Source organism: Streptomyces sp. NPDC018693 (assembly GCF_044391385.1).
GTDB lineage: Bacteria > Actinomycetota > Actinomycetes > Streptomycetales > Streptomycetaceae > Streptomyces.
In genome coordinates this window covers 313,834-330,456 of record NZ_JBIRZZ010000007.1, presented here as the reverse complement: position 1 = coordinate 330,456, position 16,623 = coordinate 313,834, and the positions used below count along the sequence as shown (strand labels likewise).

The 16,623-nt window shown below is 70.2% G+C and carries 15 protein-coding genes; 6 read left to right on the top strand and 9 right to left on the bottom strand.

Features of this window, described 5'->3' with window-relative positions; genetic code table 11:
- The gene (locus tag ACH5AC_RS20990) at positions 1-609 is read right to left on the bottom strand and encodes a DUF1349 domain-containing protein (RefSeq protein ID WP_398863461.1); all 609 of its coding nucleotides are present in this window, start codon (positions 607-609) and stop codon (positions 1-3) included.
- Positions 610-654: 45 nt separating this feature from the next.
- The gene (locus ACH5AC_RS20985) at positions 655-2,184 is read right to left on the bottom strand and encodes an aldehyde dehydrogenase (NADP(+)) (RefSeq protein ID WP_398863459.1); all 1,530 of its coding nucleotides are present in this window, start codon (positions 2,182-2,184) and stop codon (positions 655-657) included.
- A gap of 123 nt (positions 2,185-2,307) precedes the next feature.
- Here ACH5AC_RS20985 and ACH5AC_RS20980 point away from each other — a divergent pair, with 123 nt between their 5' ends.
- Both ACH5AC_RS20980 and ACH5AC_RS20975 read left to right on the top strand, forming a co-directional pair.
- Complete coding sequence (locus tag ACH5AC_RS20980; RefSeq protein WP_398863458.1) at positions 2,308-3,081, top strand: IclR family transcriptional regulator; 774 nt, start codon at positions 2,308-2,310, stop codon at positions 3,079-3,081.
- 3 nt (positions 3,082-3,084) lie between these two features.
- Positions 3,085-3,555 carry a GNAT family N-acetyltransferase gene (locus ACH5AC_RS20975; protein WP_398863457.1) on the top strand — a complete coding sequence of 157 codons (471 nt, stop codon included), beginning with the start codon at positions 3,085-3,087 and terminating at the stop codon, positions 3,553-3,555.
- A gap of 39 nt (positions 3,556-3,594) precedes the next feature.
- Here the strand turns inward: ACH5AC_RS20975 and ACH5AC_RS20970 are convergent, their stop codons facing one another.
- The gene (locus tag ACH5AC_RS20970) at positions 3,595-4,995 is read right to left on the bottom strand and encodes an NCS2 family permease (protein WP_398863455.1); all 1,401 of its coding nucleotides are present in this window, start codon (positions 4,993-4,995) and stop codon (positions 3,595-3,597) included.
- 186 nt (positions 4,996-5,181) lie between these two features.
- Between ACH5AC_RS20970 and ACH5AC_RS20965 the strand changes: the two genes are divergently transcribed.
- The 3 genes from ACH5AC_RS20965 to ACH5AC_RS20955 all read left to right on the top strand — a co-directional run bounded on the left by ACH5AC_RS20965 (position 5,182) and on the right by ACH5AC_RS20955 (position 7,559).
- Positions 5,182-5,748: a SigE family RNA polymerase sigma factor gene (locus ACH5AC_RS20965; protein WP_398863454.1), complete on the top strand. Its 567-nt coding sequence runs from the start codon at positions 5,182-5,184 to the stop codon at positions 5,746-5,748.
- Positions 5,745-6,614: a hypothetical protein gene (locus ACH5AC_RS20960; protein ID WP_398863452.1), complete on the top strand. Its 870-nt coding sequence runs from the start codon at positions 5,745-5,747 to the stop codon at positions 6,612-6,614. The genes ACH5AC_RS20965 and ACH5AC_RS20960 overlap by 4 nt, the downstream gene beginning before the upstream one ends.
- Before the next feature lie 114 nt (positions 6,615-6,728).
- On the top strand, positions 6,729-7,559 hold the full coding sequence (locus ACH5AC_RS20955; protein ID WP_398863451.1) for a pectate lyase: 831 nt from the start codon (positions 6,729-6,731) through the stop codon (positions 7,557-7,559).
- A 57-nt stretch (positions 7,560-7,616) separates the two neighbouring features.
- Here the strand turns inward: ACH5AC_RS20955 and ACH5AC_RS20950 are convergent, their stop codons facing one another.
- A complete protein-coding gene (locus ACH5AC_RS20950) occupies positions 7,617-8,588 on the bottom strand; it encodes a right-handed parallel beta-helix repeat-containing protein (RefSeq protein WP_398863450.1) in 972 nt (323 codons plus the stop codon).
- Positions 8,589-8,804: 216 nt separating this feature from the next.
- Between ACH5AC_RS20950 and ACH5AC_RS20945 the strand changes: the two genes are divergently transcribed.
- Positions 8,805-11,006, top strand: a complete 2,202-nt coding sequence (locus ACH5AC_RS20945) for a family 43 glycosylhydrolase (RefSeq protein WP_398863449.1) — start codon at positions 8,805-8,807, stop codon at positions 11,004-11,006.
- On the opposite strand, the gene ACH5AC_RS20940 is transcribed toward ACH5AC_RS20945, so the two are convergent.
- The 5 genes from ACH5AC_RS20940 to ACH5AC_RS20920 form a co-directional block, all read right to left on the bottom strand.
- Entirely contained in the window at positions 11,003-12,115 is a 1,113-nt protein-coding gene (locus ACH5AC_RS20940) for a chondroitinase-B domain-containing protein (RefSeq protein WP_398863447.1), read from the bottom strand. The genes ACH5AC_RS20945 and ACH5AC_RS20940 overlap by 4 nt on opposite strands.
- Positions 12,116-12,161: 46 nt before the next feature.
- Positions 12,162-13,184: a pectinesterase family protein gene (locus ACH5AC_RS20935; protein ID WP_398863445.1), complete on the bottom strand. Its 1,023-nt coding sequence runs from the start codon at positions 13,182-13,184 to the stop codon at positions 12,162-12,164.
- 1 nt (position 13,185) lies between these two features.
- Positions 13,186-14,319: a pectinesterase family protein gene (locus ACH5AC_RS20930; protein ID WP_398863442.1), complete on the bottom strand. Its 1,134-nt coding sequence runs from the start codon at positions 14,317-14,319 to the stop codon at positions 13,186-13,188.
- Between the two features lie 113 nt (positions 14,320-14,432).
- Positions 14,433-15,743 (bottom strand): polysaccharide lyase family 1 protein, encoded by a 1,311-nt coding sequence (locus tag ACH5AC_RS20925; RefSeq protein ID WP_398863441.1) that lies wholly within the window; start codon positions 15,741-15,743, stop codon positions 14,433-14,435.
- Positions 15,744-15,790: 47 nt separating this feature from the next.
- Positions 15,791-16,588 (bottom strand): rhamnogalacturonan acetylesterase, encoded by a 798-nt coding sequence (locus ACH5AC_RS20920; protein ID WP_398863440.1) that lies wholly within the window; start codon positions 16,586-16,588, stop codon positions 15,791-15,793.
- Positions 16,589-16,623: the final 35 nt, after the last annotated feature.

Here is a 16,623-nt window from a genome sequence, read left to right as displayed (position 1 = left end):
TCAGGTGCCGTCGCGCAGGTCGTCCGGCCAGGTGTTGCGGAACTCGATGTGGTCGTACGTGACCACGCAGCCCTCGCCCGTCGGGGACTGGGTCATGAAGCCGATCAAGGCGGCGTCGGTCTCCTTCTCGTCGCCGAGGGTGAACAGGCGGACGAAGGTCCAGTGGCTGCCGTCGCGGGAGGCGTGGAAGGCGAAGGCTCGCCCGGTGCGGCTGATGCGCAGCCAGGCCGAGTTGCCGTCCGCGGTGAAGGAGTTGGCGTCGTCGGAGTGTCCCCGGGTGACCACCGTGCAGACGGTGGGCACGTCCGGGGAGTACTCCAGGCACAGCTTGGCCCAGGCCCGCTCGCCGACGTGGACGTACAGCACGCCCGCGTCGAAGGAGGAGCTGAAGCCGACGGTGACCCGGGCGATCAGCTGGAAGTCCCCCTCGGGCGCCCCGAGCAGCCGGGGCGCGTCGGACGCGGGGTCCAGCGCCTCCCCGGTGGGCGGCACGAACCGGTCCTGGCGCGGCCCGGCCCACCCGGAGAGGACGCCGTCCTCGTAGGACCAGTGGCCGTCGGGGCCGTACGTGCGCAGGGAGAAGGGGAGTTCGGGAAGCTCGACATCCATGGCCACAGTTTCCCAGTCCTCTTCTCCCTTGCCGCGTCGGGGTGTTCAGCGTTCGAGGCGGCCGTTGAAGCGGCGCGGCAGTCCCAGCTCGTTCTCGTCACGGAGCTCCACCGGCAGCAGCGCCTGCGGGGCGTTCTGGTACACCACCGGCCGCAGCCACCGCTCGATGGCCGTACCGCCCACGGAGGTCGACGTGGAGGTCGTGGCGGGGTACGGGCCCCCGTGGTGCTGGGCCGGCGCCACGGCGACCCCTGTCGGCCAGCCGTTGACCAGCACACGCCCGGCGAGCGGCGTCAGCTCCTGAAGGATCTCCGCGCCCCGCCCCTCGCCGGCGGCCTCCGCCTCGGAGAGCTGCACGGTGGCCGTGAGGTTGCCCGGCAGCCGGGACAGGACGGCCTTGACCTCGGCCTCGTCCTCGTAGCGGGCCACGACGGTGACCGGCCCGAAGCACTCCTCGAGGAGCAGGTCGTACTCGCCCTCGGCCGCCAGCTTCTCCGCCGGCACCGTGAGGAAGCCGGCGCTGACCGTGTGCTCGCCGCCCGCACCCGGCGTCACCGGCGAGTCGACGCCGTCGAGGCCCGCCCGCTCGGCGACCCCGGCGACGAAGTTGTCCCGCATGCGATGGTCGAGCAGGACGCCCGCCTCGGTGTCGCTGACCGCGTCGGTGAGCGACTTGACCAGCCCGTCGCCGGCCGCGCCGGACGGTACGAGCACCAGGCCCGGCTTGACGCAGAACTGCCCGACGCCCAGCGTCATCGACCCGGCGAGCCCGGCGCCGATGGCCTCCGCGCGCTCGGCGGCCGCGGCCTCGGTGACCACGACCGGGTTGAGCGAGCCCAGCTCGCCGTGGAAGGGGATCGGCACGGGGCGCGCGGCGGCCGCGTCGAAGAGGGCCCGGCCGCCCTTGACGGACCCGGTGAAGCCGGCCGCGGTGACCAGCGGGTGCCTGATCAGCTCGATGCCGGCCTCGAAGCCGTGGACCAGACCGACCACGCCCTCGGGGATGCCGTGCTCGGCGGCGGCCCGCCGCAGCACCTTCGCGACCAGCTCGGACAGCGCCGGGTGGTCGGGGTGGGCCTTGACCACGACCGGGCAGCCGGCCGCCAGCGCGCTCGCGGTGTCACCGCCGGCGACGGAGAACGCGAAGGGGAAGTTGGACGCCGAGTAGACGGCGACGACACCCAGCGGCACCTTGTAGCGGCGCAGGTCGGGGATCGGCGGGGTGGCCGTGTCGTCGGGGTGGTTGATGACGACGTCGAGGAAGGCGCCCTCGTCGACGATGTCCGCGAAGGCGCGCAGCTGGTAGCAGGTGCGGGCGAGTTCGCCGGTCAGCCGGACCGGGCCGAGCGCGGTCTCGGCGTCGGCGGTCTCCACGAGACCGTCCTTGGCCGCCTCCAGGCCGTCGGCCGCGCCGCGCAGGAAGGCGGCGCGGACGGCACGGTCGGCGAGACGGTCGCGCGCGTCGTGCGCGGCGCGGACGGCGGCGTCCACCTCCTGGGCGGTGGCCTCGACCGCAACCTGTTCCCGCTGCTTCCCGGTACGGGGGTCGACACTCCAGACTGGTGCTGCTGCCACCGCGGGTTCCTTCCACGTGTATCCAGGGTCACCCACCAGGGCTGTTCGATATACTGAACGCCGTCTCTGATGGTGAATATGCTGTTGGAGACTATTTCCCGCCGAAGGAAGGGGTCAAGGGCGATGTCGGCTGGCGAGACGGGGGGCGGCACGCAGGTCAAGTCCGCGGTACGGACGGTTGAACTGCTGGAATACTTCGCCGGTCGCCCCGGTATGCACTCCCTCGCGGCGGTCCAGGAGGCCGTCGGCTACCCCAAGTCAAGCCTCTACATGCTGCTGCGCACCCTCGTGGAGCTCGGCTGGGTGGAGACCGACGCGACGGGCACGCGGTACGGCATCGGGGTGCGGGCGCTGCTCGTCGGCACCTCCTACATCGACGGCGACGAGGTGGTCGCGGCCGCCCGCCCCACCCTCGACCGGCTGTCCGACGACACCACCGAGACCATCCACCTGGCTCGCCTGGACGGCACCAACGTCGTCTACCTCGCCACCCGCCAGTCCCAGCACTACCTGCGCCCCTTCACCCGGGTCGGCCGCCGGCTGCCCGCCCACTCCACCTCGCTGGGCAAGGCGATCCTCGCCACCTACAGCGACGAGCAGGTGCGCAAGATGCTCCCGGAGACGCTGCCGGCCCTCACCGAGAACACCCTCACGGACCGCGAGAAGCTCATCGAGGAGCTGCATCAGGTCCGCGAGCAGGGCTTCGCCGTCGACCGTGAGGAGAACACGCTCGGCCTGCGCTGCTTCGGCGTGGCGATCCCCTACCGCACCCCGGCCCGCGACGCGATCAGCTGCTCGGTGCCGGTGGCCCGGCTCACCCCGGCGCACGAGCAGATGGTGAAGGACGCCCTGTTCGACGCCCGGGACCGGCTGACACTGGCCACCCGTAGGCTCTGAGGCATGCATGTCGTCCTGCGTGAGGTCCATGACAGCGATCTGCCTGTTTTCTACCGGCAGTTGAACGACCCGGAGGCACTCCGGACGGCCGCCTTCACCCCCGAGGACCCCGCCGACCGGGACGCCTTCGAGGCCCGCTGGCAGCGGATCCGCGCCTCGTCCGACGTGTCGCGCACGATCCTGCTGGACGGCGATGTCGTCGGCAGCGCCGCGGTCTACGGGGAGCCGGGCGAGCGTGAGGTCACCTACTGGGTGGACCGGGCGTACTGGGGGCGCGGTGTCGCCACCGCCGCCCTGCGCGCCCTGCTCGCCGAGGTGCCCGAACGCCCGCTGTACGCACGCGCGGCGGCCGACAACACCGCCTCGCTGCGGGTGCTGCACAAGTGCGGCTTCCGGGAGACGGCACGGGCGCGCGGGTATGCCGCCGCGCGCGGTGCGGAGATCGAGGAGGCGGTGCTCGTCCTGGAGGACTGAGCCCCGCCCCGGTGGCCAGGGCGGTGAGGGAGGCAGCGCTCAACCGACGCCGAGGATCTGCTCGATCGGGTCGATCGCGAAGTACACGGCGAACAGCGCCGAGGCCCCCCACAGCAGCCAGTGCACGTCCCTCGCCTTGCCGAGCACCGTCTTGATCAGCACGTACGCCAGGAAACCCGCCCCGATGCCGTTCGTGATCGAGTAGGTGAACGGCATCACGGCGATCGTCAGGAACGCCGGGATGGCGATGTCGTACCTGTCCCAGTCGATGTGCTTGACCTGGGTCATCATCAGGAAGCCGACGGCGACCAGCGCGGGCGCGGCGGCCTGCAGCGGCACGATGGTGAGCAGCGGCGTGAACAGCAGGGCGAGCGCGAAGAGTCCGCCGGTGACGAGGTTGGAGAAGCCGGTCCGCGCGCCCTCGCCGACACCGGCCGCCGACTCGATGTAGGAGGTGGCGGAGGAGGCGGACGCCGCCCCGCCGACGGCGGCCGCGGCGCTGTCGATGAGCAGGACGCGGCCGAGGCCGGGCACCTTGCCCTGCTCGTCGAGCAGCCCGGCCTCCGAGCTGATGCCGACGACCGTCCCCATCGTGTCGAAGAAGTCGGACAGGATGAGGGTGAAGACGAGCAGCACGACCGTGACCGCGGTGGTCTCGCCGAACGCGCCGAACAGGCTGAAGTGACCGAGCAGTCCGAAGTCGGGCGTGTCGACGATCTCGTCGGGCCAGTCGGGCGTGGTCAGCCCCCAGCTCTCGACGTCGGCGACCGAGTTGACGAGGATCGCCACGACCGTCATGGTGACGATGCTGATGAGGATGGCGCCCTTGACCTTGCGGGCGAGCAGCCCGACGGTCAGCAGCACACCGAGGCAGAAGACCAGCACCGGCCAGCCGCTGAGCGTGCCGGTGCCGCCGAGCTGCACGGGCACGGTGGTGTTGGCGGCGTCGGGGATCCGGGTGACGAAGCCGGCGTCGACGAAGCCGATGAAGGCGATGAACAGGCCGATGCCGACGCTGATCGCCTGCTTCAGGGCCTGCGGGATCGCGTGCATGACGGCCTCGCGCAGCCCGGTGAGGACCAGCACGCACAGCAGCAGGCCCTCCAGGACGACGAGGCCCATGGCGTCGTCCCAGCTCATCAGCGGGGCGATCTGGAAGCCGACGACGGCGTTGAGGCCGAGGCCGGCGGCGAGGGCGAGCGGCAGGTTGCCGCCGACGCCCATGATGATCGTCATCACGGCGGCCACCAGGGCGGTGGCGGTGGTGAGTTGGACCGGGTCGAGCTGCTGGCCGAACTTGTCCTTCGCGCTGCCGAGGATGATGGGGTTCAGGACGAGGATGTAGGCCATGGTGAAGAACGTGGCGAAGCCGCCGCGTATCTCACGGCCGAAGGTGGATCCCCGTGCGGAGATCTTGAAGTAGCGGTCGACGCCGTTCACGGACACTCCCGGAAGCCTGGTTGATCAGTGCGGATGCTGGCTGGATTGTGCCCGCGCCGAACCGGCTTCAGGTTTTCTCCGTGTTACGTCATCGGATGACCGCACATCGGATGACCGTACAAGGTTCGAAGTTCTGTACGATCACATCCCGTTCCCATCCCCCTTCCCAGGCAGGAGAGGTCACCCGTGGGCACAGTCGTCGACGACGCCGCCTCCGTGGAGTTCCATGCCTTCTTCGAACGCCACTACGCCGAACTGTCCCGTCTCGCCTATCTGTTGACGGGCGAGTCGGACGCCGCCGACGATCTGGCGGCGGATGCGCTGCTGGCGCTGTGGCACCGCTGGGACCGGGTGCGCGCGGCCGACCATCCGGTGGCGTACGCGCGCGGTGTGGTGGCGAATCTGGCCCGCACCCGTATCCGCAGCACCGTCCGCGAGCGCCGCAGGATCGCGCTGTTCTGGTCGCAGCGTGAGGAGAAGACGGAGAACCCCGACATCGCGGGCGTTGTGGACGTCCAGTCGGCGCTGCGTAGACTCCCGTTCCGCAAGCGGGCCTGTGTGGTGCTGCGGCACGCCTTCGACCTCTCGGAGAAGGACACCGCGCTGGCCCTCGGTGTCTCGGTGGGTACGGTGAAGAGCCAGACCTCGAAGGGAATGGCCGAGCTGAGGAAACTGCTCGGCACCGCAAAGGGAGCTCCGCAGAAGGTGCACGCGGTGATGGCGCGCACCGAGACCGCAGGAAGGGACCGATGACCATGCAGCGGGACGTGCACGACGAGCTGCGCGCCCGGCTGCACGAGGCGGCCGAGGCGCACGAGCCGAGCCGGGAGCGCATGCTGGCCCGCATCGAGCGGGGCATGGCGGCGCAGGAGCGGCCCGACCACCGCGCGACCCGGCCGCCGGTGTGGGGCTGGGTGCGGATCGCGAGCGCCACGGCGGCGGTCGCCGGCATGCTGGCCGTCGGCGGCTACGCGGTCGCCTCCGCGGTGAAGAGCGACCCGCCCCCGCCGCAGCAGCAGGTCGCCGTCCCGTCCCCGCCGGTGAACTCCCCCGAGGCCACCAGCCGTCCGCCGGTGTCCCCGCGGGCCACGCCGAGCACGGGCGGCGCCGAGCCGTCGAGGCGGCCGAGCAGCCCACCGGCCGGGGACACGCCGCCGACGCCCTCGGCGCCTGCGGACGTCCCGCTGCTGCCGGACACCGACGACGTCGAGAACGGCCCGCTGTCGTCGGACGGTTCGGTGGACCCGCACAGCAACGACTTCTGGGCGCAGAGCAACATCACCCTCAGGACCTCCGAGGAACTCACGGCGCTGACCGTGCAGTTGAAGGTCGCGCAGACCGGCGGGGTGTCCTCGACGGGTGCCTGGCGCTCACTGCCCGAGGACGACTTCACCACGACCGTCGAGGAGCGGGACGGCTTCCTCGTCTACACCTGGGTGCTCAAGGAGGGCCGTAAGGTCGCCGCGGGCGAGTGGGTGTTCGCGGGGCAGTACGACCACGACCGGGGCGGCCGGGACGCCAGGGACGACCGGTACGCGATCAGCGGCACGGCGGGCGGCGAACAGCGTGCCGTGGGCGGCGACTTCGCCGCCCAGGACGACAGCGCCGGCGACTCGTAGAGACTTCTCTCGCAAAGAACTCCTCGTAAGAAATTCCTGGAGACACGGCAACCTCTTCCTCACCGGTGGCGACCACAAGGAGCAAGAGTCACCACCCACTTGAGGAATTGGTTCATGACTGCACCTGCAGAACCGCACGTCCGGCACCGCCGCAAGGTCACCAAGCGGCGGGCCCTGATCGCGGGCTTCTCGGCCCTCGGCATCACGGGCGCGGCGATCGCCACCACAACGCTGCTGTCCCCCGCGGGCGCCGCGTCCGCCTGGCCGACGGCCAAGGGCAGCAAGGCCGTGTCCTCCACGATCAAGGTGTCGGGCACGTACGACGGCAAGCTGACGAAGTTCTACGGCGCCGGCGCGCTGGGCACCTCCGACCAGGGCGAGTCGCAGAAGGCGATCTTCGAACTGGAGGACGGCGCCGTCCTGAAGAACGTCATCATCGGCACCCCGGCCGCCGACGGTGTGCACTGCAAGGGTTCCTGCACGCTGCAGAACGTCTGGTGGCTGGACGTCGGCGAGGACGCGGCCAGCTTCAAGGGCAAGTCCGCGTCGGCCGTGTACAAGGTCTACGGCGGCGGCGCGAAGAACGCCGACGACAAGGTGCTGCAGTTCAACGGCGCCGGCAAGCTGGTCATCAGCAAGTTCCGGGTCGAGAACTCCGGCAAGCTGGTCCGCTCCTGCGGCAACTGCAAGACCCAGTACAAGCGCACCATCATCATCAACGACGTCGACGTCGTCGCGCCCCTGGGCGCCATCGCCGGCGTGAACGCCAACTACGGCGACACGGCCTCCCTGCGCAACATCCGCATCGAGGGCGACCCCAAGAAGAAGGTCAAGACCTGCGTCCGCTTCGAGGGCAACAACTCCGGCAAGGAGCCCAAGCAGCTGGGCGTGGGCCCGGACGCGAAGTCGTGCCTGTTCACGGGCTCTGACATCACCTACAAGTAACGACGAGTTCCCCGCGTCCCTTTGGGGCGCGGGGAACCGCGCTCCTGGTGGATCCGGTCACTCGCCGTCCCAGGTGTTCGCCTCGTTCACCGTCGACGGGCCCAGCTCGGCCGGGCCGCCCTTGTTGTCGGCCGCGTGGTTGCGGGTCAGGCGGGCCTTGCCGGTGGGGAAGTGGAAGCCGGACTGTCCGTTGGCCCGGGCCGTGTTGGCGTCCAGGGCGATCGCGCCCGGGTTGGAGTTCTCGGTGAAGCCGTGCAGGGTGTTGTCCCGGGCGGTGTTGTCGTGGACCTGATGGGCGACGACGGCCCCGCCGCCGCCCAGGTTGAAGCCGTTGCCGTTGCCGTAGGCCCGGGAGTTCCTGATGGTGACGGGGGTGGAGAACTGCCAGAGGTCGATCCCGTCGGACGCGTTGTCATGGAGGCGCGCGCCGTCGACGACGTTGCCGCTGCCCGAGCCGAACGTGATGGCGATGCCGTCGCCGGCGGCGTGGTTGTCGTGGCTGTCCAGGTTCCGCACGAGGTTGTCCACCGTGTTGTCGCCGCGCAGGGTGAAGCCGGAGTCGCCGTTGCTCGCGGTGACGAGGTTGCGGAAGACGCCGCCGGTCGAGGAGGTGACCACGAGTCCCTGGGCCGGTGACTTCTGGAAGGTGAGGTTCTCCACGGTCCAGTAGCTGCCGTGGATCCCGGCGAGCCAGGACCCGGCGGGCAGCCTGGAGCCGTCGACGCGCACCGTCTCGCCGCCGCGGGCGCGGAGCGTGATGCGGCTGGTCGGTGTGCCGCTCGCCGTCGACCGCAGGGTCGCCGACGGGTAGTAGGTCCCGCCGCGGACCTCGATGACCGTGCCGGCGGCCGCGTTCCGCACGGCCGACTCCAGCTGCGCGGTGGAGGACACGGTGACCGTCGCGCCGGCCGCCTGGGCGCCGCCGTTCGACAGACCGAGGTGGACGCCGCCCGCGCCCGAGGCGACGGCCACCGCCGCGGCGATCGAGACGGTGCGTGTCCTGCGGTGGCGTCCGGTGCTCTGACGCACTGGGCGGTTCCTTTCCTCGGGGCCTGTTTCCGCACCTCGGTCGCCGCCATGACGGGAAAAGGTTGCCGCACCCCGCTGAAGAACACCCGAAACTTTCGCTGACCCGCGTCCCCCGCACACCGGTTGACGCACTGTTCCTCACTGGTGACACTCCGAAGGCGCGCACCATCGAACAGAAACCACACCCGGAACCCCCACACCCCCACAGGACGGCCCATGCGCCCCAGAGCACTGCTCCTCGCGTGTCTCGCTCTCCTCCTCGGCCTGTTGACCGCCCCACCCAGCACCGCGAACTCCGGAGCCCCACCCGTGAACCACTCCAAGTACGCCGGCTACCTCTTCGCCTACTTCACCGGCGAGGGCACCGCCGACGGCGAGCAGATCCGCTACGCCCTGAGCCGGGGCAACGACCCGCTGCACTGGCGGGAGTTGAACGCGGGAGCACCCGTCCTCACCTCCACCATCGGGGAGAAGGGCCTGCGCGACCCGTTCGTGATCCGCTCCCCCGAGGGCGACAGGTTCTTCCTCATCGCCACCGACCTGCGCATGTACCGCAACTCCAGCGGCAGCTGGGACGAGGTCCAGCGGCACGGCAGCAAGTCGATCATGGTGTGGGAGTCCACCGACCTGGTCCACTGGACCGACCAGCGCCTGGTGCGGGTCGCCCCGGACAGCGCGGGCAACACCTGGGCGCCGGAAGCCTACTGGGACGACGCCCTCGGCGAGTACGTCGTCTTCTGGGCGTCGAAGCTGTACGCCGAAGACGACCCCGACCACACCGGCTCGACGTACAACAAGATGCTGTACGCGACGACGAAGGACTTCCGCACCTTCAGCGAGCCGAAGATCTGGCACGACCCCGGCTACTCGGTGATCGACTCGACGGTCGTCGAGCACCGGGGCACCTACTACCGGTACACCAAGGACGAGCGGGACCCGGCCTCCGGCTCGCCGTGCGCCAAGTTCATCACCGGTGAGAGGTCGACGAGCCTGACCTCGACCGCGTACGACCTGGTCGCGGACTGCATCGGCAGCGGCGCGATGGACCGCGGTGAGGGCCCCACGGTGTTCAAGTCGAACACCGAGAAGAAGTGGTACCTGTTCATCGACGAGTACGGCGGCCGCGGCTACGTCCCCTTCGAGACCACCGACCTCGACTCCGGCGAGTGGACCCCGTCCACGGACTACCAGCTTCCCGCGAGCCCCCGGCACGGCACGGTACTTCCCGTGACCCAGGCGGAGTACGACCGTCTGCTGGCCGCGTATCCCTCCACCCCCACCTCGGTCGTGGACGCGACGGCGAAGGACCAGAAGGGGTACGCCATCGTCACGGAGGCGTCCTCGAAGGTCGTACTGCCAATGGAGCCGGGAGCCGATCTCACGCGCCTCGCACCGAAGCTCCACGTGGCTGAGGGCGCCACGCTCAGCCCCCGGTCCGGCACCCGGCGGGACTTCCGGAGGCCGCAGACGTACACGGTGACGGCAGCGGACGGCACCAGGCGCAGCTGGACGGTCGAGGCCGTCCCCACCGGCAGCCCCGTCCTGCCCGGCCTCAACGCCGACCCGGACGTGCACCATCTGAACGGCGAATACTGGATCTACCCGACCACCGACGGCTTCCAGGGCTGGAGCGGGACCCGGTTCAAGGCGTACTCGTCGAAGGACCTGGTCCACTGGAAGGACCACGGGGTCATCCTGGACCTCGGGCCGGACGTGAGCTGGGCGGACACGTACGCGTGGGCGCCGGCGATCGCCGAGCGCGACGGGAAGTACTACTTCTACTTCTGTGCCGAGCAGCAGATCGGCGTGGCGGTGGCCGACTCCCCCGCCGGCCCCTTCAAGGACGCGCTGGGCAGGCCACTGGTGGCCAAGGGCGGCTCGCTGTCCGGGCAGATGATCGACCCGGCGGTCTTCACGGACGACGACGGGCAGGCGTACCTCTACTGGGGCAACGGGCGCGGGTACGTCGTGCCGCTGAACGACGACATGGTGTCGTACGACGCGAGCAGGATCGAGGAGATCACGCCGGACGACTTCCGCGAGGGGTCCTTCGTGATCAAGCGGAACGGGACGTACTACTTCATGTGGTCCGAGGACGACACCCGCAGCGAGAACTACCACGTGGCGTATGCGACGGGACCGTCCCCGCTCGGCCCGTGGACCAAGCGGGGCACGATCCTGTCCAAGCGCCCCGAGTACGGCATCCTCGCCACCGGCCACCACTCCGTGGTGAACGCGCCCGGCACCGACGACTGGTACGTCGTCTACCACCGGTTCGCGCTGAACGGGCCCGGACGGCCGGGCGGTGACGGGATGCACCGCGAGACGACGATCGACCGTATGACCTTCGCGGCGGACGGCACGATCGAGCCGGTCGTGCCGACGTTGGAGTCGATCAGGCCGGTACGGGCCTCCTAGTCCATCGTCGCGCCGATGGTGGTGCTGCCCGTGGTCAGGAAGGTGGTCACGGGCAGCGCGCCGTTCGACTGGCGGGCGTTGTAGACCGTGCTCGCGTCCGTGGACCGGAAGGCCGGCGTCGTGATCCCCGAGTCCCAGTTGTTGCCCTGCGAGACGACCGACGAGCCCTTGTTGACCAGCCCGGATCCGTTGCTCACCGCGAGGTTCTTGCCGAGCCGGGCGGCTCCGGTGGCGAAGTAGTAGCCCCACTTGCCGTTGGCGTAGGCGGTCGTGCGGTTGATGACGATCGCGCCCCTGTTGCTGTTCTCGGTGAAGCCGTTGCCCGTGTTGTCCCAGGCGGCGGAGTTGTTGACGACGTGCGCGACGACCTCGCCGTCGCCGCCCAGCTTGTAGCCGTTGCCGTCGCCGGTGAAGGCGGAGTCTCCCCAGCGGTTCTTGCCGTTGCCGAACGCCCAGGTGTGCTCGATCGTGACGGGCGAGGAGAAGGACCACAGGTCGATGCCGTCGTCGGAGTTGTTGAACAGCCGCGCGCCGGTGATCAGGTTGCCGCTGCCGGAGCCGTACTTGACGGCGACACCGTCGGCGTTCTCGCCGTGGTTGGCGGCGTCGTAGTGGCCGTAGGAGTCGATGTTGCGGACGGTGTTGTTCACCGTGCCGTCGCCGGTGAGCGTGAAGCCGGAGTCTCCGCCGTTGATGGTCTTGATGTTGTTCCAGTTGGTGCCGGTGCAGGACTGGCAGACGACCGCGCTGTCCGGGGAGTTCTGGAAGGTGATGTTCGAGACGTTCCAGTAGTCGGCGGTCAGCTTGAAGATCCAGGCGCCCGACGGCAGCGCGGAGCCGTCGATCTTCACGGTCTCCGAGCCGTACGCGGTGAGGGTGATCGGCGAGGAGGAGCTGCCGTTGGCCGTCGACTGGAGCGTGGCCGTCGGGTAGTAGGTGCCGCCGCGGACCTGGATGACGGTGCCGGGGGTGGCGTTGCGAAGCGCGTTGGACAGGTCGGTGGAGTTGCTGACGACGACGGTCGCGGCCTGCGCCTGGGTGGGGAGGACGGCGAGGCCGGTGCCCAGGGCGAGGGCCCCGGCGAGGGTGAGAGCGGTACGACGAGACATGGAGTGCGGGTCCTTTCGTCGTGCGGTTGCCGGTTTCCCGGGGGACTCAGGGACGCCAGTCGCCGAGGTAGGCGGCCGGCGTGTGGGAGAGGGCCTCGGCGTCGGTGAGCTGGGGGCGGTTCTCCGGTACGGAGATCTCGGCGCCGGGGCCGGTGTTGCGGTACTCGCGGAAGCGCATGGTCTGCCAGGGGTAGGCGTCGCGCATGTTGGTGTAGGGGGCGACCGGGTCGATCCCGGGCCCGATCCGGGTGTCCCGGACGACGAGGGACGGCCGGGCGGTCGTCTCGTACGACGGGACCCAGGGCCGGGCCAGCTTGTAGGCGCCGTCCTCCGCTTGCGAGGTGATGCGGGAGCGGACGGCGAGGATGCCGTGCGGATTGGCGCGTGCGGTGGAGGGGGCGAAGACCATGCCCTTCGGGGTGAAGGTCACGTCCCGCTGGAGCGTGTGGAAGTGGCACCGGTCGAACACCGCGGTCGCCCGCCCGAAGACGAAGTCGACATCGCCTTCGATGTAGCAGTGGCGGAAGTACTGCCGGTCGAAGGCGTCGAGCGCGGTGGTGTCGACGAACAGGGTGTCCTGGTGGGCGAGCAGCCGGACGTTCTCGAAACGGGTGCGGTCGCCGTAGGTGTAGGCGGCCACCGCCTGGGTGCCGGTGATGTCGGGGTGGTCGGCGCGCAGCCAGTCGTTGGCCAGGGTCAGATCGCGGACGGTCAGTCCGGCGGCCGCGGAGCTGAAGGTCGCGGAGCCCGCGGTCCCGTACGTGGTGCCGTCGGGCTTCTTCGTCCCGTTCGCGTTGTCGTGGACGATGACGGTGTCCCGCGGATCGCGGGTGGCGCCGCGGATCGTCAACTCCACCGTGTGGGCGGGGACGTTGACGACCTCGCGGTATGTCCCCGGGTGCACGACGATCGTCCGGCCGGGCCCGCCGACCGCGTCCACCGCCGCCTGGACGGAGTCGCCCGGGCGGACGTGCAGGACGCGGCGGCGGGCGTCGGTCGCGAAGGCGGAGGTGGCGGTGGTGGCCAGGAGTCCGCCCGCGAAACCGGTGATCAGGGTGCGCCGGCGCATCTCAGCAGGTCTCCTTCCAGGGCTCCCAGTCGCCGAGGTGCGCGGCGCGGGTGGCGGACTCGGCCTCCGCGTCGGTGAGCTGGGGGCGGTTCTCCGGCACGGGGATCTCCGCGCCGGGGCCGGCGTTGCGGTACTCGGCGAACCGCTGCTCCTGCCAGGGGAAGGAGTTCGACATGTTGGCGTAGGGCGTGACCGCGTCGATGCCGGGGCCGAGCCAGGAGTTGCGGACCGTGAGCATCGGGTGGGCGGTGGTGTCGGAGCTGGGCACCCAGGGCCGGGCGAGCTTGTAGTAGCCGTCCGGGGCCTCGCTGCTGACGCGGCTCTTCGTCACCAGGTAGCCGTACGGGTTGGCGCCGGCCGTCGACGGGGCGAAGACGAACCCGAAGGGGGCGCCGCCGAGGTCGGTGCGGGACAGGGTGCGGAAGTGACAGTGCTCGTAGACGGCGGTGGCCCGGCCGAAGACGAAGTCGACGTCGCCCTCGACATGGCAGTGGGCGTAGTACTGCCGGGCGAAGGAGGCCAGGTTGTTGGAGTCGGCGTACAGGGTGTCCTGGTGGCCGAGGAACCGGCAGTGGAAGAAGGCGCTGCGATCGCCCTGCACCTTGACGGCGACGGCCTGGGTGCCGGAGACGCCCGGGTGGTCGGCGCGCAGCCAGTCGTTGGCGAAGGTGATCCAGCGGGCGGTGAAGCCGTCGGCGCGGACGGTGGTGGTGGCCGAGCCGGTGGTGCCGTAGGTGCCGGAGCCGTCGGGCTTGGGGGTGCCGGCCGCGTTGTCGTAGACGACCACGACGTCGCGGGGGTTCTCGGAGGCGCCGATCCAGGTCATCTCCGTACGGCTGGTGGCGACGGAGACGGTCTCGCGGTAGACGCCGGGGGCGAGGACGAGGGTCCAGCCGCTGCCGGTCGCGGCGGTGACGGCGGCCTGCACGGAGCTGAAGTCGCCCTGGCCGTCGGGGGCGATGTAGAGGGTCTGCGGGGTGAGGCGGGCGGTGGGCGAGCCGAAGCGGCCGAACGGGGCCCGCGCGCCGTACGCCTGGGCGGGACCGGCGGTGAGCGCGAGGGTGGCGCCGGCTCCGGCGCTTGCCATCAGGAAGCCTCTGCGGGAGAGGGGCAGTCGGACGTGGGGCGAGGGCATGGGGAGGTTCCTTCGCGGGTGCGGTCGAGCGGGTGACGAGGGGCCGGGGCGGACGCCGCCCTGATGGGGCCGCGGTGCGGACCGCCCCGGCCGGTTCGGGTGCGAGGGCTGGGTCAGCAGATACGGCCGGCGCCGGCGCGGTGGTCGACGACGCCGGGCACGGCCCTCGGGTGGTCGACGCGGGTGCGCAGGGTGGGGGTCCAGCCCGCGCCGGACTGGAGGATCTCCTCGGGGATCTCCGCGTTGTGCACGGCGATCAGGTCGACGAGCCTGCCGTTGACGTAGTTGTTCTCGGCGGTGAGCGGCGACTCCTTCCACTTCTTCAGCGTCTTGCCGACGCTGACGCCGGGGGCCAGGGAGAAGGCGTTGTGCGAGGCGTACAGCTGCGAGGAGATGCCGATGCCGAAGACGTAGCCGAACTTCTGGTCCTTGGTCACCACGAAGTGGTTGTTGTAGGAGTCGACCTGCCCGAACCGCACGCGCGGCGCCCGCTCCACGATGCCCTCGAAGCGGTTGTGGTGGAGCGTCACCTTGAGCTTGCCGCTGTCGGTGGCCGCGGCGCTGTCGCTGTTGCCGATCAGCATGGTCTTGTCGTGGTCCTTGAAGGAGTTCCACGAGACGGTCACGTAGTTCGCGCCGCGCACGATGTCGAGCAGGCCGTCGTGCTGCTGGAAGACCTTGCCGAAGTAGGTCGGCAGGCTGCTGTCGGGGTAGCGGCCGTCGGTGAGGGTGTTGTGGTCGACCCACACATGGGTGGAGTTGTAGACGACGACGCCGTCGTACTCGGAGTTCCAGGCGCCGGTGTTGTTGTCGTCGGTCGGGTCCCACTGCGGGAAGCAGTCGATCGGGGCCTCGATGGTGAGGTTGCGCAGGATGACGTTGTCGACGTCCTTGATCTGGAGGCTGCCGCCGAGGATCCCGGAGTTCCGGCCGACACCGACGATGGTGGTGTTGGAGGGGACGCTCGCCTTGATGGCCTTGTCCTGGTTCTTGGCGGACGCGGCCCGCAGGTTCTCCTGCTCGCCGCTGACCGGGGTGTCGTACCCCCACACCGCGGGGTCGTAGTCGGCGAGGTACTGCTGGAAGTCGTAGCCCTCGGCCTCGAACGCCTCGCAGCCCTTCGAGACGGCGTCGATCATCCCGTCGACCTTGATGATCTTCGGGGCGTTGCCGCCGGCCTTGAGGGCGGCCTTGAACTCCTCCCAGGTGGTGACGGTGTAGACGTGCTCGGCGTCGGCGGCCGAGCCACCGGTGGTGCCGGCCCCCTCGGAGGCCCAGCCGTCGTTCGCGGCGAGCGCCTCACGGCCGAGGTCCCGCTCGTCCGCCTGGGCGGTGGTACCGGTCAGGGACAGCACGAGGGCGGTGCAACCGACCAGCGCGGCGGCTCTCACTGTGGCATGCCCATGCCACTTCTGTGCGTTCATGGTGCGGCTCTCTTTCTTCAGGGACGGGGGGGTGAGGGGACGGGGTGTTACTGGGCGCTGCCTTCCGGCCAGGTGATCCAGGACTCCGGAACGGCGTCGTCCAGCCGGCGCACGTCACACGGCTCCAGCACACCGGTGCGCAGCAGCTCCCGCGCCACCAGCCGTGCGACCTCGATCGCGCCCGGCGGATTGAAGTGCGTGTTGTCCTGCTCGGTCTCGGTCCAGTTGAAGTACCTCTTGGTCTCCTCGACCCCCAGTTCCTGCCACAGCGCCAGCGACAGCGCCTGGATGTCGAGCAGCGCCACGCCCTCCTGCTCGGCGAGCGCCCGCATGGCCGCCGGGTACTCACCGTGCGTGGTGCGGGCGTTGCCCGCGGCGTCGAACCGCCGCCGTTCGACCGACGTCGCCAGCACGGGCCGCGCGCCCCGGGCACGCGCACCGTCGATGTACAGCCGCAGGTGGTCCTGGTACGTCGACCAGGGCTCGGTGTAGCGGGTGGGGTCGGTGTTCTTCTGGTCGTTGTGCGCGAACTGGATCAGCAGGAAGTCGCCGGGCCGAATGGCCGCCAGGATGACATCCAGCCGCCCTTCGTCATAGAAGCTCTTGGAGCTCCGCCCGTTCACCGCGTGATTGGAGACGGGCCGGTCCCTGTGGAGGAAGAAGGGCAGCGCCATTCCCCACCCGGTCTCGGGCGCGGCATCGGCGTACTTCTGGGCGGCGGTGGAGTCACCGGCGATGAAGAGGGTGCGGGGGCGCTGCGCGGCTCGGGCGGTACCGGACGCCACCATGGCGAGCGGAACCGAGGCGAAAGCGGCGGCGGCGACCTGCCGACGGGTAAGGGACACAGGGTTTCACCTTTCAACGTACGGGAGTGTGCAAG